Source organism: Koromonas humicola (genome assembly GCF_059726255.1).
The window spans coordinates 3,756,462-3,772,767 of sequence record NZ_AP040873.1; the positions used below are offsets into that span (position 1 = coordinate 3,756,462).

Annotated in this window: 16 protein-coding genes and 1 pseudogene; 10 read left to right on the top strand and 7 right to left on the bottom strand. The window is 55.6% G+C overall.

All coding sequences use genetic code 11. The annotated features are described in order from the left end of the window. Positions 1-199: 199 nt before the first annotated feature. Positions 200-658 carry a hypothetical protein gene (locus AC6IZD_RS16415; RefSeq protein ID WP_497784543.1) on the top strand — a complete coding sequence of 153 codons (459 nt, stop codon included), beginning with the start codon at positions 200-202 and terminating at the stop codon, positions 656-658. A gap of 62 nt (positions 659-720) precedes the next feature. Here AC6IZD_RS16415 and AC6IZD_RS16420 read toward each other — a convergent pair whose 3' ends face one another. Then, positions 721-2,334, bottom strand: coding sequence for an acyl-CoA mutase large subunit family protein (locus tag AC6IZD_RS16420; protein WP_497784544.1), 1,614 nt, complete (start codon positions 2,332-2,334; stop codon positions 721-723). Between the two features lie 583 nt (positions 2,335-2,917). Here AC6IZD_RS16420 and AC6IZD_RS16425 point away from each other — a divergent pair. Together AC6IZD_RS16425 and glgC are read left to right on the top strand one after the other, a co-directional pair. Beyond that, entirely contained in the window at positions 2,918-3,187 is a 270-nt protein-coding gene (locus AC6IZD_RS16425) for a hypothetical protein (protein WP_497784545.1), read from the top strand. A 159-nt stretch (positions 3,188-3,346) separates the two neighbouring features. Then, a complete protein-coding gene (glgC, locus tag AC6IZD_RS16430) occupies positions 3,347-4,597 on the top strand; it encodes a glucose-1-phosphate adenylyltransferase (RefSeq protein ID WP_497784546.1) in 1,251 nt (416 codons plus the stop codon). Positions 4,598-4,657: 60 nt separating this feature from the next. Here the strand turns inward: glgC and AC6IZD_RS16435 are convergent, their stop codons facing one another. Together AC6IZD_RS16435 and AC6IZD_RS16440 are read right to left on the bottom strand one after the other, a co-directional pair. Then, positions 4,658-5,767, bottom strand: coding sequence for an NAD(P)/FAD-dependent oxidoreductase (locus AC6IZD_RS16435; RefSeq protein ID WP_497784547.1), 1,110 nt, complete (start codon positions 5,765-5,767; stop codon positions 4,658-4,660). A 17-nt stretch (positions 5,768-5,784) separates the two neighbouring features. Beyond that, positions 5,785-6,834 carry a type III polyketide synthase gene (locus AC6IZD_RS16440; protein ID WP_497784549.1) on the bottom strand — a complete coding sequence of 350 codons (1,050 nt, stop codon included), beginning with the start codon at positions 6,832-6,834 and terminating at the stop codon, positions 5,785-5,787. Positions 6,835-7,203: 369 nt separating this feature from the next. On the opposite strand from AC6IZD_RS16440, the gene AC6IZD_RS16445 reads away from it, so the two are divergent. The 7 genes and pseudogenes from AC6IZD_RS16445 to AC6IZD_RS16475 all read left to right on the top strand — a co-directional run bounded on the left by AC6IZD_RS16445 (position 7,204) and on the right by AC6IZD_RS16475 (position 13,503). Next, on the top strand, positions 7,204-7,398 hold the full coding sequence (locus AC6IZD_RS16445; RefSeq protein ID WP_497784551.1) for a hypothetical protein: 195 nt from the start codon (positions 7,204-7,206) through the stop codon (positions 7,396-7,398). A gap of 44 nt (positions 7,399-7,442) precedes the next feature. Beyond that, positions 7,443-8,195 (top strand): iron-containing redox enzyme family protein, encoded by a 753-nt coding sequence (locus tag AC6IZD_RS16450; protein ID WP_497784552.1) that lies wholly within the window; start codon positions 7,443-7,445, stop codon positions 8,193-8,195. Then, entirely contained in the window at positions 8,196-10,463 is a 2,268-nt protein-coding gene (locus AC6IZD_RS16455; protein ID WP_497784553.1) for a protein kinase domain-containing protein, read from the top strand. A 2-nt stretch (positions 10,464-10,465) separates the two neighbouring features. After that, positions 10,466-12,145: a S53 family peptidase gene (locus AC6IZD_RS16460; RefSeq protein WP_497784554.1), complete on the top strand. Its 1,680-nt coding sequence runs from the start codon at positions 10,466-10,468 to the stop codon at positions 12,143-12,145. 54 nt (positions 12,146-12,199) lie between these two features. Beyond that, positions 12,200-12,751, top strand: a complete 552-nt coding sequence (locus AC6IZD_RS16465; RefSeq protein WP_497784555.1) for a sigma-70 family RNA polymerase sigma factor — start codon at positions 12,200-12,202, stop codon at positions 12,749-12,751. After that, positions 12,748-12,843 (top strand): annotated as a pseudogene (locus AC6IZD_RS16470) (zf-HC2 domain-containing protein); the annotation flags it as partial. The gene AC6IZD_RS16465 and the pseudogene AC6IZD_RS16470, both read left to right, overlap by 4 nt. A gap of 207 nt (positions 12,844-13,050) precedes the next feature. After that, a complete protein-coding gene (locus tag AC6IZD_RS16475; RefSeq protein ID WP_497787605.1) occupies positions 13,051-13,503 on the top strand; it encodes a hypothetical protein in 453 nt (150 codons plus the stop codon). A 6-nt stretch (positions 13,504-13,509) separates the two neighbouring features. Here AC6IZD_RS16475 and AC6IZD_RS16480 read toward each other — a convergent pair whose 3' ends face one another. From AC6IZD_RS16480 to AC6IZD_RS16495, 4 genes are all read right to left on the bottom strand, one after another. Further along, complete coding sequence (locus AC6IZD_RS16480; RefSeq protein WP_497784557.1) at positions 13,510-13,938, bottom strand: c-type cytochrome; 429 nt, start codon at positions 13,936-13,938, stop codon at positions 13,510-13,512. Between the two features lie 13 nt (positions 13,939-13,951). Then, entirely contained in the window at positions 13,952-14,449 is a 498-nt protein-coding gene (locus tag AC6IZD_RS16485; RefSeq protein ID WP_497784558.1) for a heme-binding domain-containing protein, read from the bottom strand. Positions 14,450-14,455: 6 nt separating this feature from the next. Further along, on the bottom strand, positions 14,456-15,454 hold the full coding sequence (locus AC6IZD_RS16490; RefSeq protein WP_497784559.1) for a metallophosphoesterase family protein: 999 nt from the start codon (positions 15,452-15,454) through the stop codon (positions 14,456-14,458). A gap of 210 nt (positions 15,455-15,664) precedes the next feature. Then, positions 15,665-16,306: a cytidylate kinase-like family protein gene (locus tag AC6IZD_RS16495; RefSeq protein WP_497784560.1), complete on the bottom strand. Its 642-nt coding sequence runs from the start codon at positions 16,304-16,306 to the stop codon at positions 15,665-15,667.

Genomic DNA, 16,306 nt, shown 5'->3' on the forward strand with positions numbered 1-16,306 from the left:
TGCGAACTCTCAAGTGCGCCCACGGCTGTACGCATGCACATCATCTGCATGCACATGGCCATGGCCGTAAGAATGAGAGTAACGCTCAGCATCACTCTGCGTTTCTACAGGAAGTCGCTCGCAAATGTCAAGGCGCAAATTCTCAACTTCTCACTGAAGTACGCGCCAACACTGCCGATAACACTTTATTGGAGACTCCATGAAGATCGTTTGCGCCCTCGTCCTGCTCTGCTGCGCGGTTCCGGCGTTCGCCGGCTCCGGCCAAAGCGCTACCGTACATTCCATGCGCAAGGTTTCGTGTGAACCGACAGCGGTGATCGTGAACCCTGCCCTGTCCGGGATGTTGCAAACGGTTCCTGACGATGCAAACGCGGGGGATTGCACGGAATACGAGCTTCGCACGGAGAGGGTGAGTTACATCGTTCGTCCGAACCGCCAAATTCTGCTTCAGCTTGGAACGGACGTCTCGATAAGGCTGGTGAAGAACGAACTTCTGCTACGTGCGGCGGACACCCCGAAAGAAATTCGCTGCACTGTGATTTCAATGACGATGCGCAAAGAAGGACAGCAGAGGCAAGTCCGGCCAACAGCAAGAGACTGCTACAACGATGTGGGTGCACAGATTCCATGCGCCGAAGCGACTTCGTATCGGCGGTAGCGCACTACATGAAAGGAAAGGCGCGGATCGCTCCGCGCCTTCTGTATTTCGTTGTGAGTGGATCAGATAACCATGACTTCTTTGTACTCGCCGAAGACCTTGCGCATTGCATCGCAAATTTCGCCGAGGGTGGCATTCTTCTCCACTGCGTCCACGATGACCGGCATCATGTTTCCGCCGCCGCGCGCAGTCTCGTCTACGGCGCGAACCGCAGCATCAACAACCGCCTGATCGCGTTTCGCACGGAAGGCACGCAGGCGCTCCACCTGACGACGCTCGAGTTCAGGATCGATCTTCTGCAGCGGAACCGGCTTCTCGTGATCCACGGTGTAAGAGTTCACACCAACCACGATCTGTTCCTTGCTATCGACCGCTTTCTGATACTCGTAGGATGAGTTCTGGATTTCTTGCTGCACGAAGCCGCGTTCAATGGCTTTCAGCATTCCACCCATCGTATCGATCTTGCCAATGTATTCAGAGGCGCGCTTTTCGATTTCGCTTGTCAGCGTTTCGATGTAGTAGGAGCCAGCCACGGGATCGATCGCCGCAGTTACGCCGCTTTCATATCCGATGATCTGCTGCGTGCGCAACGCGATGCGGGCTGAATCTTCGGTCGGCAGCGCCAGAGCTTCGTCAAACGAGTTGGTGTGCAGCGACTGGGTACCACCGAGAACCGCGGCCAACGCCTGCAGAGCCGTACGAACGATGTTGTTCTGGGGCTGCTGGGCAGTCAGAGTGGATCCACCAGTCTGGGTGTGGAAGCGCAGCATCAGGGCCTTCGGGGCGGTTGCGCCAAAGCGCTCGCGCATGATCTTTGCCCACATACGGCGTGCCGCACGGAACTTCGCGATCTCTTCGAGGAAGTTATTGTGGCAAGCGAAGAAGAATGAGAGGCGCGGAGCGAACTTGTTGACATCCAGTCCGGCATCAACTGCGGCCTGCACGTAGGTGATACCGTCGGCCAACGTGAATGCGACTTCCTGAACGGCGGTCGAACCAGCTTCGCGCATGTGGTAACCGCTGATGGAAATCGTGTTCCATTCAGGCACGTTCTGGTTGCAATAAGCGAAGATGTCGGTAATCAAGCGCATCGCGGACTTCGGCGGGTAGATGTAGGTACCGCGAGCGACGTATTCCTTCAGCACGTCATTCTGAATCGTGCCGCTCAGCTTCTTCGGGTCGAAGCCATTGCGCTTCGCAACTGCGATGTACAGCGAGAGCAGAACCGCTGCCGACGAGTTGATCGTCATCGAAGTGGAAACCTTCTCCAGATCGATGCTGTCGAACAAACGCTGCATGTCCTCGATGTTGTCGATGGCCACACCGACTTTGCCCACTTCGCCGAGAGCGAACGGGCTGTCGCTGTCATAACCAATCTGGGTCGGAAGATCGAACGCAACAGACAGGCCCATGGTGCCTTGGCTGAGCAGGAAGCGATAGCGCTTGTTGCTCTCTTCGGCATCGCCCATGCCAGCATACTGACGCATGGTCCAAAGGCGCCCACGATACATGGTGGGCTGTACGCCGCGGGTATAGGGGAAGCCACCCGGCGCGCTTAGTTCCTGCTCGTAGTTGAAGTCAGCCAAGTCGGCTGGGGTGTAATAAGGGTTCACTACGATGTGGGATGTAGTTTCAAAAACTTTATCTGGCTTCTTAGTCGCTGCTTTTTCAGACATTGGCCGGCCTCAAGGCTTAAATTCTGGAGCGCTTCCGGCGTGCCCGCCAGAAGGAGCTCAATCCAAAATAGAGAAACATAGCGCCAATTACTCCAGCGAGCACCACTCGCTCCGGTCCTGCCTCGTGGGCCGCAAATTTCTTGTATTCATGGAGAAAGGCGCTAACGATAATTACGGAAAAGCACAGGAATATAAATCCGCTAACTTCCAGAAACAACACTCTAAGCGTGCCCAGTACGGACGAAAGAAAAGCAGCCGCACCCGAACGGACCCCGCGAAAAACGCGCTTGTTCCGGCCCGGAGTACCACGCAGTTGCCGGAAGGCGGTTCCCGCCCCGGCACCCAAGAGGGCGCCGAGCGAGGATCGTCTCGCACGAGGCTGTGCATCGCTCATGTTTCGTATTGTAACGCCCACGGGCATGGGTTCGGCAGATTGCATTCATAACAAACGCCTGTTTCGACTGTTTTGCCCTGAATGTGCCCAATTGTGCCGCAAAAAACTTATGCCGCCGCTAATGGCATCTAAGGGAAACGTAGGGCCTTCAACGGGAGACTCATTGTGGATCAAAAACTAGAAAGGCTCATGAAGCAGCTCGGAGAAGCTATAAACGACTCTATTTCCGACTCCGAGCAGATCGCCGAAGTCATTTCTCGTATCAAGACTGACGGTTATGACATTTTCGTGGTTCTAGAGGCCACGGTAGGTTTCAACAAACGAGAATCTGAAACTCCCCTTGCAGCACCGTCCCAAGGTGAACCGGAACTGAAGATGAGTCCCCAGGACGCTCGTTTCCTGAAATCGCTCAGGATCTCCGTCGATCCCAAACCAGGGCGCGACGAAAAAGCCGCCTAGCGCGCCTTCCGACATGTGAACATCTAACATCTCAACTGCCAACCGAGGATGGGTCCTGTGCTACCATCCTCTGTTGTCGTTCACGTGGTTCCGCGCGCAGCGTTCCTGTGCTGCAGTTCGGGCACTCTTCAGTCGAAAACTCTTCAGTCAGGATAGACGATGAAGGACACTCTGGGAGTTTTACTAGCTGGCGGGGCAGGCGAGCGCCTTTATCCGCTTACCCGCGACCGAGCAAAGCCTGCGGTTACTTTTGGCGGTATATACCGCATTATTGATGTCACGCTCTCAAACTGCATTAATTCCAACTTGCGGCGTGTCTACATCCTCACGCAATACAAGGCGTTATCTCTGAACCGTCACATCCGTGAAGCCTGGACCGTGGTGGCCAGCGAGTTGGGTGAGTTCATCGAAATTCTGCCTCCGATGAAGCGCGTCAGCGAAGACTGGTACAAGGGCACGGCAGACGCTGTTTACCAAAACATCTACTCCATCGGCAGTGAGCGCTCGAAATACGTATTGATCCTCTCGGGCGATCACATCTACAAGATGAATTACGAGTTGATGCTGGAGCAGCACTGCCAGTCAGGTGCCGACGTCACGCTGGCAACGATCCTGATCGATCCCAGCGAGTCGCGCAGCTTCGGAGTTGTGGAACTGGCTCAGGATGGACGCGTCACAGGGTTCCAGGAGAAGCCGAAAAAGACGGATTTACGCTCTCCTTATGATCCGACGAAGATCTCGGCGTCGATGGGCATTTACCTGTTCAACACAGACGTACTGATTCCCGCCCTGCTCAAAGATGCTGAGGATCCCGAGTCGCGTCACGACTTTGGTTACAACATCCTTCCCAAGATGGTGGACGACTACAAGGTTTACTCGTACAACTTCATCGACGAGAACCGGAAAGAGGCTCTGTACTGGCGCGACGTGGGAACTCTCGAAGCTTACTACGACGCGAACATCGATCTGGCGGCGGTGAATCCGGTATTCAATCTTTACGACCAGAGTTGGCCTATTCGCGGCTACCAGCGCCAGTATCCCCCGGCAAAGTTCGTCTTTGCCGAGCCGGGCCGCACGGGATTGGCCATCGACTCGGTTATCAGCCAGGGAAGCATCATCTCGGGCGGTACCGTCCGGAGAAGCGTGCTGTCGCCTGACGTGCGCATCAACTCGTATTGCGAAGTGGATTCGAGCATCATCTTCAGCCACGTGAATGTCGGCCGTCACTGCCGCATTCGCAAGGCGATCATCGATCGAGACGTTCACCTGCCCGAAGGAACAGTGATCGGATACGACACGGAAGCCGACCGGCAGAAATATTTCGTTACTGAAAGTGGCATCACGGTGGTCACGCGCGACTACTCACTTTTCGAGAGTCCGGTTGCGGTGGATTACTACAGTAGCGAGTAAGTGCGAATCTCTTCTGAGGCCCGGATGCGTCCGGGCCTTTCTTCGTGGGCGAAACCAAACTCACGCCGTAAGCACAGTCCAACCAAACGCGAGGAGATCCCTGGCGCCAACTTGCAACGGAGAGATGTTCCTGGTGTGCATGGCCAACAATCTGCCAAATATCTGAGGTGATTTCGTGAATGCATAAAATACCCGCGTCCGCAGCCAGGGATGATCGTCCATCAAGAGCATCAACTCGCCCATAAGGCGCGGCAGTCGGCTTAGCCTCTGGTGGGTCGATTGATACTGGGCAAAATCCCCTGAAGACATTGCATCGGCCAATGCGATCGCTTGCTGGAACGCCAAACTGAGTCCATCGCCGGTTATGGCGTCGGGCGAACCCGATGCATCGCCAATGAGAGCGACCTTCTCAGAAACGACCGCGTTGAGCTTGCGAGTGGCTGTGACGGCACCCATCGAACGATCACACGGTTGCCGGCCAGAGAGATGCTTGTACAGCTTTGGGAATGACGGCAGAACATCTTCCAGACGCAAGTGCTGGCCGGTCGTGATCAATGTGGCACTGATTTCATCGGCGGTTACCGGTGTCACGTAAACTTGCCCGCAATTGGCCCAATGCACTTCAACAAACGAAGACCACGGCACGACCTTATAGTGGTAGCGAAAGCCGTATCGCCGTCTATACAACTTGCCCGCGCCGAGACCAGCCATCTCGCGCAGCTTAGAATTCTGCCCATCGGCACACACCACAAACCGGCTACGCACGACCTTGTCAGCCACCGTTACGCGGCCCAGTTCCGCAGAGGTCACGCGCTCACCCCAGCGTAGTGTGACACCCACACTTCCTGCTCTGCTGGTAAGTGCCTGATGCAGAATGGTGCGTTTCAATGCCAGTCCCGTGCCTTGCTGGAACCGCGCAAAGGTCTCGCCCGCCGCATCAATGAAGCGAATGCCTTCGAATGGAGCCGATTCAACGAGGCTTAAGTCAACGCCTAGCTCACGAAGGGCGAGCAGTCCGTCGGGCATGATGCCTTCGCCGCAAGCCTTGTCAATTGGTGGACGAGCACTGTCGGCTAGCATCACAGAGAAGCCCCGCTGGGCCGCAGCTATCGCAACGGCGAGCCCCGCCGGACCTCCGCCAACGATAAAGACGTCCGTGCTCGAATCCAATTGCAATCGCTCATCTCCTACCAGCGAAGCAGCACAAGCTCGGCGCAGAAACCGGGCCCCATGGCGGCAAGAATCGAATAGCTACCCTCGGGCGGACGCCGCTCGCGCATGAAGCTGTTGAGTACCACAAGCACGGATGCAGAAGACAAGTTGCCCACTTTGCGCAGTGCTTCCCACGATGCATCCAGAGCACCCCGGGGCAGTTGCAAGGCGGCTGATGTTGCGGCCAGCACCTTGGGACCGCCAGTGTGCATGATCCAGCTATGAACGTCGTCCTTTGATAGTCCGTTGTCTCTGAGAAACGTGCAGACGTCATGCGCGAGATGCTCAAACACCATGTCAGGAACTTTGGGTGAGAGCACGATCCGAAAGCCCTTCTCCGAAATATCCCACCCCATCACGTCTTCGGTATTGGGATAAAACGACGAGCGAGTCGCGAGAACCTGCGGCCCTACAGAGTTCAACTCCGCACCAGTAACGATTACTGCCGCTGCGCCATCGCCGAACAACGCAGACGAGATGAGATTTGCGACTGACATATCGTCGCGCTGCCAAGTCAGCGAGCACAGTTCCACGGAGATCAGTGCGGCCGCTTGTTGGGGGAAAGCGCGTACGTAATCTGCAGCGCGTGCAATTCCTGCAGCACCTGCGACGCAGCCTAAGCCGAAAATTGGAATACGTTTCACGTTCAGCGGCAGCTTGATTCGGTTGATAAGGCGCGCATCAATGGAAGGACTTGCGATGCCGGTCACGGACACGAAGAAGATGGCGCCAATGTTCTCCAACTTCAGACCTGCGTCTGCCACTGCGTCGAGCAAAGCTTTCTCGGCCAACTCCTCTGCTGCCTCGATCCACTGATTGTTGGCCTTCCCCCATGTATCCAGCGGCAAATAACAATCAAGCGGGAGCACGAGGTGCCGCTGCTCGACTCCCACACGCGACAACATGCGGCTCAGGTCGCCGGGGTTGGGCACCTTCTCATCCCACTGCGACTGCAATGCCTCTGCGATCTCTTTTTGGCTGAAGCAATGTTTCGGGTACGCTGTCGCGACTCCGCTGATGCGCATGAAGATGTGCCTTGCAAACTGGATTCAACGGCTAACAGATATGGATGTCGAGAATACGCCACAGTCGGCAACAAGTACTGCAAATTCCGACCATAACCAAAACCTTGATACCAAAAAGCGCTTGCGCCTTAATCCTAAGGTGACGGGGAGAAACTTCGGCGCGCGATCAAAGTTGACATCACTTGCCGGGGTGACATATAACACACCACCTCGGGAGCAGATTACTCCCGACAGTATCCGTGTACCCGGTAGTCTCAGGATTCGGAAAGCCGAAGAACTGCTGAGCTTGTATCGATTTAACTCTCTCCTAATTGCAACGCTGTTCATCCATGCATACGGAATCTTTTTCGACAGACAGGAGGTTTCGAATTGGCCGACGCACAAGCAAAGCTGAAGAAGCTCGAGGATGCGGGAATCCTCGAGCGCAAACATTTCAATGCCGAAGAACTTGCAATGATCGAAAAGATCGACGACGAAGAGATCGAGATCCTGATTCGGCTTCGCAAGAAAATGGGCCCCTCAGCCGAAGGCCGACATCACATTCGGCCAAATTTCATTGTGTAGCACGCACGCTGAGAGTACTTCAGCCTGCTTCAGGATGGTGGCCCATGAACAACGCCTCAATGCCGTCCTCCGCACAGACATCACGCGTTCGGATCGAGCAAACGCCTGCTTCGCTCGGCTCGATGTTGTGGCTAAAGATCACTCTCGCGCAGGAGATGCTGAACACCGCAGCTAAGCAGTTTTGGAGTTCTCGCGAGATACGAAAACTGTTCCCCGCTTTTCTGGTGGAGCTCTACTGGCTGGTTAGCTGCAGTGTTCCGTTGATGCGCTCGGCACACGCTCGCGCATTGGAACTGAGCTCACGCGATCCGCTTGCTGCTATTACCGCTGCATATCTCAAAGAACACATTCAAGAAGAAGCGCACCATGACGAGTGGCTGCTGGAGGATCTCGTTGCAAGTGGCATTAGCCGCCACATGGTTACGAACCGCTGGGCCGACACCGCCATCGCGTCGCTTGTCGGCGCACAGTACTTCTGGATACGGCATGCGCATCCGGCTGCAATCTTCGGATACCTTGCGGCAATCGAAGGCAATCCACCAGTTCCCGAACACCTGGACGAAATTCAATTGCTCACCGGACATCCGCCGGAAGTCTTCCGTTGTCTGCGACAACATGCCGCTGATGACATTGAGCACCTACGGCAATTGCGCTGCACGATAACGTCACTGCCTCTGGATGCAAAGCAGGAGGCGCTGATTGCAAGAAGCGCATACGGAACCGCCGATGGTCTGGTCCGCATTTTCGATGAGATCCAAGCCAAAGCTGTGCTGACTTCCTCGGCAGGAGGAGCTTGATTGACTGAAAGCACCATTGCACATTACCGGGTCCTCGGCGAATTGGGCCGCGGCGGGATGGGAGTAGTGTGCAAGGCCGAAGACGTGCGACTTCGACGAATGGTCGCTCTGAAGTTTCTCCCGAGTCACCTCCTTCGAGATCAGACCCGCCGCGAGCGATTGCTGCGCGAAGCTCGTGCAGCATCGAGCCTTGATCATCCGAACATCTGCACGATTCACGAAATCGAGGAGACCGATGATGGTCAGATCGTGCTCGTCATGGCCTACTATGACGGCGAGACATTAGCCTCGCGGATTCAGCGTGGGCCTCTACAATTGGAATCCGCAGCAGCGATCACGCGCAGCATTCTGTGCGGCTTGAAACACGCACACGAACGCGGAGTGATCCATCGGGACATCAAGCCTTCGAACGTTGTACTGACTGCCAGCGGAGAGGTGAAAATCGTCGATTTTGGGCTGGCTAAGATAACGGACTCGACGGACTCCCTGACCGAAACAGACGCGTTGCTGGGCACAGTCTCATATGTGCCACCCGAACTGTTGCGCGGACAGCAAGCAGATCATCGGGCTGACATCTGGTCTTCGGGCGTCGTCTTCTTCGAAATGCTTGCGGGCCGTCCGCCATTCACGGGTGCGAACAACTACGCAGTAATGCACTCGATCATGAACGACCAAGCACCGCCCATCCTGGTTTATCGCCCCGAACTTCCCGCCACAGTTCATACAACGTTATTGCGCGCTCTGGCAAAGCATCGAGCAGATCGGTATCAGAGTGCCGAGGAGTTCATTCTCGATCTCGACCGGCTTACGGGCGTGCAACCGTCATCTGGATCATCAAGCTCCATTGCCGTGGCAGCAAGTGCGCCCCCAGAGAAATCGATCGTTGTACTACCGTTCTCGGTGCTCGGCTCTGACGGACAGGGGGAGGTTTTCAGCGAAGGTCTCTTCGACGAAGTCATCACCGATTTATCAACCGTGTCGAACCTTCGCGTGATTTGCCGAACGTCTGCTATGCGCTTGAAAGGCACGACAGACGATTTGAAGAAACTTGCCTCCGACTTGAAGGTGCAGTACGTGATGGAAGGCGCCGTACGCACAAGCGGCAACACTCTTCGGGTCACTGCGAAGTTGATCAATCCTGCAACCGACTCGCTGATCTGGGCTGAAAAGTTTTCGGGCACGCTTGAGGATGTCTTCGCGATACAGGAGAACCTGTCGCGAAAGATCGTGGAGGCATTGAAGGTCAAGCTGAGTCCGACCGAATCTCTACGTATCGCGGAGAAACCGATTCAGGATATTCGCGCGTATGAGTTCTACCTGAAGGCTAAGCAGGAGATCCTTTCCTACTCGCGCGAAGGATTGAAGCGAGCTCTCGACTATCTCGATCAGGGTGAAAAGATTATCGGAGAGAACGTGCTACTGCTCTCCTCCGTAGGGCAAGTTCATTGGCAATTTGTGAACGCAGGAATCTCAACCAGTCCGGAGCATCTCGAAATTGCAGAACGTTGTGCGCAGCGCATATTGCAACTCGATCAAAACTCGGGGCATGGAGTTCGTCTGCTTGGGCTGATCGCAGCTGCGCAAGGAAAGACACAAGAGGCCGTCCGGCTGCTGAAGAAGTCACTGGAGAAGAACCCGAACGATCCAGATACTTTGAGCTGGCTCTGCGCAATTTGTAGTCTGTGCGGTAAAGGGTATGCCGTGACTGCGATGGCGCAAAGATTGATTGATATCGATCCGCTGACAACCATGTGGCATATGGTGCCTGGCATTGTCGCCATGCTCTCCGGAGAATTTGGCAGGGCGTTAGCACCTTTCGAACGCGCATTGCAGAGCGATCCACAGAACGCGATGTTGCGATTGGCTCGCGGGCAAATCCTTGCTCTGAACGGGCGCAAAGCAGAGGCGATCTCCGCGCTGGAACAGCTTGCAACAGATTGTCCTGGCAACTTCTTCTCACAGCTCGGTACCTTCTACGCCTACGCGCTGAAGGGGGACAAGGATGCCGCTCTCAAGTGCCTCGATGAGGACCTGAAAACTGCCGCAGCAGCAGACCTGAACTACGCCTGGATTACTGCGCAAGCACTTGCCATGCTCAATCAGCAGCAGGCGGCGATGGAGTGGCTGACGACTGCTGTCAATCGTGGCTTCATCAACTTCCCGCTACTCCACCACCTTGATCCATTCCTCGAAAACCTACGTAGCGAATCCGCATTCGCTGAATTGATGCAGACCACGCGTGAACAATGGGAAGCCTTTGAGGTATAGAGATGGATTGGGCACGCACATCTAGTCCGCAGCGGACTGAATTGCATAGCCATGCGCACATGCCGGTGGCGGGAGAGCGCAAGTCGGGCGGCATCGACCCCAGTTCACAACTAGAGGTTACGGTTATACTGCGGCGCAGAAACGAACTGCCAGACCTCCACTCTGAGTTGAGCACTGAACCGCTACATCTCCGCAGTCACCTTACGCACGAATCACTGACGCGTGCGCACGGAGCACTCAGGTCTGACATCGAATTAGTACAGCGATTCGCGAGTGAGCACGGCTTGCGCGTGACTAGCACTGATTCTCACAGCCGGGCGATGGTGGTCAGCGGCAGCGCTCGCGATATCGAACGCGCATTCGATGTCACGTTGGTACACATGCAGCATGCCAGCGGAAGTTATCGCTCGCTCGAAGGTTCGGTCAGCGTCCCGCAAGAACTGGGCGATATTGTGCAGAGCGTGCTTGGACTCAACACTCGACCTTGTGCACGGCGTTCAAGAGTGCAACATCACAGACACACGACTTCACCCTTCTGGACAGTAAGTGAAATGGCCCGGGCCTACGGGTTTCCAGCCAGCGTGAGTGCGACGGGGCAGACGATAGCTCTGGTTGAGCTTGGTGGCGGATATCACGAAGAGGACCTGCATCGATTTTTCCAGAGCCTAAACCGAGCTACGCCTCCGATCCGATGCATCGAGATCAAAGGCGCAAAGAACTCGCCAGCCCCGAAGGATCGCATTCGAAAGCTGCTGGAAGTCACCGCCGGGAAACGCAAACTCTCCGAAGTCTCCAAGGATGTACTTGCGGCAGCACAGTGCACGATCGAAATGACAATGGACATCGAACTCGCCGCTGCGTTCGCTCCTGGCGCTGAGATTGTGGTGTACATGGCTCCTCCAGATGAACAGGGGATATACAATGCACTGCGCCGGGCCCTAAGCGAGAAACATTCGTTGCCCGCGGCAATCTCGATTAGCTGGGGAGAGCCCGAAACGAATGTCTCCCGCGCTTACCTGCACAGCATTGACGAAGTACTGCAGGACGCTGCGATGTTGGGCGTAACCGTGTGCACGTCATCTGGCGACGAAGGTGCGATGAACGGATCGACTGACGACCAACCCACTGTGAACTTCCCTTCCAGTAGTCCTCATGTGCTTGGCTGTGGAGGCAGTACAGTTGAACGCGTTGTGGGTACGAACATCAGCGAGAGAGTGTGGAATTGCGCCCTGCACGGTATTCACGGTGCAAGTGGGGGCGGAGTGAGCCAGAGATTTGAGCTGCCCAAATGGCAGATGAATTCAAAGGTGCCGAAAAGTCCAAAGGGGAGGAGTGGGCGAGGCGTTCCGGATGTGTCTGGTCCGGCAGATCCGCATTGCGGATGCGAGATCGTCGTCGGTGGAGAGGTATGCTCATCGGCAGGAACGAGCGCCGTAGCCCCTCTCTGGGCCGCGCTGGTGGCCTGCGTAAACTCACAACTCGGTGTGCGGGCAGGATTCATCAACCCTCTATTCTACAAGCTCTGCAGTCCCGGAGCTGCCACCGAACGTCGCAGACCGCTGCGTGATATCACGGAGGGCGACAACGGTTTCTACAAGGCAGGACCGGGGTGGAACGCCTGCACCGGTCTTGGCTCGCCGATGGTGCATTTACTTCTGGAGGCCCTACGACGTTCATCGTGAGACCGCAACTTTCTGGGAATAAATTCAAGATTCCTGAGTTACGTACATTGAGCTGTGGCTGAAACTCGCAACGATTCCGGATCGTTTGAAGAACTCGTGATGCCGCTCTTGCCGCGGCTCTATAACTTTGCCCACTGGCTTACGCACGATCGCAGTGAGGCTGAGGACCTGCTGCAGGAAACGTGTATGAAAGCTCTCAAGGGATTCGATTCATTCAAGCAAGGAACAAACTTCCGCGCATGGATGTACCGAATTTTGCGCAACGCGTTTCTAACGTCGCGGACCGGCTTGCAGGCAGCCCCGCTGTCGCTCGACGATGATGAACGCGAGCATACGGAACCGGCTACCAGCACGACACCGGAATCGATTTTTTTGGCCAGCCTCGATCAGCAGACGATCCAACATGCGCTTGAAACACTTTCGGTGCCCTATCGTGAAGTGATTTTGCTTTGCGACATGGAGGAGTTGAGCTACCAGGAGATTTCTGAAACTTTGGGGATACCGATTGGAACCGTTATGTCCCGCCTGTCGCGCGCAAGAAAGGCAATCCGAGGGATGCTCAAAGATGTCGGGCTTCGTGGCGTCTCACGAGGTACACAGCAATGACCTGCGAAGAGGCGTGCAGCAAACTGGAACCGTATGTCGATAAGGAACTCCCTGCGGATGAATCAGCGAACCTGGAGTTTCACATACGGAACTGTGCCGAGTGTTCGGCCCAGGCTCTCAGAATGTTGCAGATGAAAAACATGGTGCGAACGGCAGCCACTCGATATGTACCATCGCCAGAGTTCAGAACTCGCCTCGAACAGAGTATTCGTGGTCGACACAAAGCCTCGTGGCTCCCGTTTGCCTTGCCCAAGCTAGTCCCTGCTGCGGCTCTCGCTATACTTCTGATCGCCTCTATCATGTTCTTCAATCTCCGATCCCAACGCGAACGCGCATTCACGGAGATTGCTGACCTGCACGTCGCCAATCTGGCAAGCACTAATCCGGTGGATGTAGTTTCCTCGGATCGGCACACAGTGAAGCCGTGGTTTGCTGGCAAGCTTCCTTTCACATTCAATCTTCCGGAGTTGCAAAACTCGCCCTACACGCTCGACGGTGGGCGCGTGACATATTTTCAGCACAACCCCGGGGCACAGCTGCTGTTCACGATCCGCAAGCATTACCTGTCCGTCTTTATCTTTCGCGACTCGCAAGCGAAATTTCCGCTGCTCGCAATGCCTAGCGCGACGCGACTCGAATTTCACATTGAAAGCTGGAGTGAAGGTGGCCTGCGATATTACGTAATCAGCGACGCTCCGGCGTCTGATGTCCATGCACTAAGCACATTGATCAAAGACGCGAATCGTCGCTGATGACAGCTAGCGATTGGTAGTGTTTGTCGCACTCTTCTGGGAGGATAGAAGCTTGAGATAGTGAATGATATCTGCCCGTTCGTCCGCCTTCGGAATGTGGAAATCCATTTTGTTATCGGCGACAACAGAGTCAGTATCCGTCAACCAGCGGTCTAACCGCGCTTCATCCCACGCGAACCCCGCCGATTTCATTCCTGCGGAATAATCGAAGCCCGGCGCTGTTCCTACCTGCCGGCCAAACACATCGCCCAACCGTGGTCCTTCCTTGTTGCGCTCGAGCGAATGACACCCCGTGCAGCGCTTTTCAAATAACTGCTTACCTCTATCCGCATCTGCCGTGGTTTGGCTCATGCCGGAAAGAGTCATGAGCATCGACGCTGCCACCAGCGTGCACAGTCCAACTGCTCGCATATTCACGCGAAAAGATCGGTTCATCGGTTGCTCCAATTCAATGCGGTTCCTGATTGAGAAGGCGCTTTCGTTCTTGTTTTACCCAGCGCTGAACTAACTTCTGTTCTGGCTCAGTGAGTCGGGCTGCGGGGTGCAGTAGAACGTATTGCCTGAGCGGCATTTTTCCATCGCGAACCTGGCTTGCGATCTTCGACAGCAAGTCGATTTGGTGATCGATGGGGTAATGGCTCCAGCGCGAGAGGTCGAGGTGTTTACGTCCTTCGTGGACATCGTGTTCCACGAGCCACGACGCAGGGGCGATCCGGCTATAGAGTGGCCACTGCGTGCCGTCCGAATGGCAATCACCGCACTTCCGCGCGACGAGTTGACGAACTTCATCGGGCGCTGACGCACCCTCCAACACAGTATCTTTGGCTGCAGTTCGCGAGCGCAGGTCTCCCCACGGGTGCACCATCGAGAGCGCCGCGACAGCGAGCGGAAGCACACCTGCGCCGATCCAAACAGTCGTTCCTAGCAGTCGTTTTCCCATCGGCATATGCATCTACTCTGAGCCGGCCTTCGCCGCCTCCGCACCACCCGCCAGAGTGGAATCTACAACCGCCAATTGGCTCCTCTGCGGAACGAAATGAACATTTGTCAGGCCTAATACGCTTTGCAGCTTCTCTGCGGGGACCTTCATCGGCCCCGGCGAGGGCGCTGTACCCGGAGCAGGTTGAGGAAAGGCCGTGGACATGGCCGTATGGAAACTTACGTTTCCCTCGACCTTCTGCATGACTTGGTGAATGTGGCCATTCAGAACTGTGAGCGAACCGAAGCGCTTCAGAATCGCGAGCGCTTGTTCGCTGTCGGCTGTTCCCCAGCCCCAATCCGGATACACGGCCCACAACGGGATGTGTGCGAACAGGACAACGGGTATGCTGCTGCCAAGATCAGCTACATCGTTCTTCAGCCACGCGAGCTGATCGGCGCCTAGCTTGCCCATTCCTTCAAGTTGGACAACATTCACCAATCCGACAAAATGCACGCCCTTGTGATCGAAACTGTACCAACCATTTCCGGCCGTACCCTTGCCGTATCGCTGCATGTAAAGCTTGCCATCATCAACCGAGGTGTCGTGTTCGCCGGGAACGTAGAAGATGCTCTTCTTGGTCGCCGAGAGCACTTGGTCCATGGTGTCGAACTCAGTGGCTTTTGAAGTGTGCGACAGGTCCCCAGTGTGGATCAGGAAATCCGGGGACGTTGAGACGGAGTTTATTCTCTCAACGGCCTTCTGCAGTGTGGCCGTGACGTCGGTATTAGCTGGCTTGTTGAATCCGATGTGGCTGTCACTGATCTGAATGAAGTTGAAATCTGCCGGCCTCTGTCGTGGCGTGGTAGCTCCAAAAACGCTGGAAATAGGCACCCCGCCGGCAAAACTCCACAGGATTCCGGTTCCAGCCCACGCCATGCATTCCAGAAATCCCCTGCGGTCGATGCCGTCTGAGGATTCCACTTTTTCTGCTCCTGGAAGCTTGCCGTTCTGACTGTTTAAGCGTCGCATTTAGCCTCTCCTCTGCTACGCGCGTGACCACGCGTGGAGAGGAGAACCGAGGAGGGTAAGTGTTTATTCCCAAAGACGACGCATTATCGTGTGCTGGACCGAGATTTAAGAATGCACTCTAAAGAGAGGCGCGCCCGAGGCAAACGAGTTTTCTACAACTATTCTGAATCAAATGCGAATCGACGAACGCGTCGATTACGACCGCAAGTTCTAAACAGCCATTTCTCCGACCTGCTCTTTGGCTGAGAGTTTCACGGTGTTCGCGACCAGCTCAGCACAGGTGTCGATACCGATCGTACTGTTCAGGAACATGTGATAGAGGCAGCGGTCGGTCACAGTGCAGCCATAATAGTCCTCTGTGTAGCGAGCGCGCTCTGCATCCATGCGGCGCAGAACACCCTGAAGGTCCTTTTCGTGGGGGTGGCGCGTCTTCATTCGCTCAAGTTTTTCCATCAACGGAGCGTAGATCATGACGTGCAAAGCATGAGGGTTCCTGCGCAATACACATTGCGAGCTACGACCCACGATCACGCACTTGCCCGCCTTCCCTGCCTCTTCAATCACGCGGGCGGTAAACTGCTGCAGGGAGTCGCGATCCACGCCCGTGTCGGCCACACCGCCAACGTACACCTCAGGGCCACCATGCTTGAATCCGGCGAGTACGCGTTCCCACCAAGCCACACATTGCTCATCCGCCTGCTCAGCCCACTTCCTGTCGACCTTTCCCATGGCGGCGACGCGCTCGATGATCTGCTTGTCGAGGAACTTCCAGCCGAGCAACTCTGCTACACGGCGACCGACCTCAGAGCCTCCACTGCCGTACTCTCTCGCAATCGTCACAACATTCAACAT

Bases quoted from the DNA above. Each gene is read 5' to 3' on its own strand.
- AC6IZD_RS16490 (WP_497784559.1), bottom strand. From the start codon at position 15,454: ATGCGACGCTTAAACAGTCAGAACGGCAAGCTTCCAGGAGCAGAAAAA.
- AC6IZD_RS16415 (WP_497784543.1), top strand. From the start codon at position 200: ATGAAGATCGTTTGCGCCCTCGTCCTGCTCTGCTGCGCGGTTCCGGCG.
- AC6IZD_RS16495 (WP_497784560.1), bottom strand. From the start codon at position 16,306: ATGTTGAATGTTGTGACGATTGCGAGAGAGTACGGCAGTGGAGGCTCT.
- AC6IZD_RS16485 (WP_497784558.1), bottom strand. From the start codon at position 14,449: ATGCCGATGGGAAAACGACTGCTAGGAACGACTGTTTGGATCGGCGCA.
- AC6IZD_RS16480 (WP_497784557.1), bottom strand. From the start codon at position 13,938: ATGAACCGATCTTTTCGCGTGAATATGCGAGCAGTTGGACTGTGCACG.
- AC6IZD_RS16425 (WP_497784545.1), top strand. From the start codon at position 2,918: ATGAAGCAGCTCGGAGAAGCTATAAACGACTCTATTTCCGACTCCGAG.
- glgC (WP_497784546.1), top strand. From the start codon at position 3,347: ATGAAGGACACTCTGGGAGTTTTACTAGCTGGCGGGGCAGGCGAGCGC.
- AC6IZD_RS16450 (WP_497784552.1), top strand. From the start codon at position 7,443: ATGAACAACGCCTCAATGCCGTCCTCCGCACAGACATCACGCGTTCGG.
- AC6IZD_RS16475 (WP_497787605.1), top strand. From the start codon at position 13,051: ATGTTCTTCAATCTCCGATCCCAACGCGAACGCGCATTCACGGAGATT.
- AC6IZD_RS16460 (WP_497784554.1), top strand. From the start codon at position 10,466: ATGGATTGGGCACGCACATCTAGTCCGCAGCGGACTGAATTGCATAGC.
- AC6IZD_RS16420 (WP_497784544.1), bottom strand. From the start codon at position 2,334: ATGTCTGAAAAAGCAGCGACTAAGAAGCCAGATAAAGTTTTTGAAACT.
- AC6IZD_RS16440 (WP_497784549.1), bottom strand. From the start codon at position 6,834: ATGCGCATCAGCGGAGTCGCGACAGCGTACCCGAAACATTGCTTCAGC.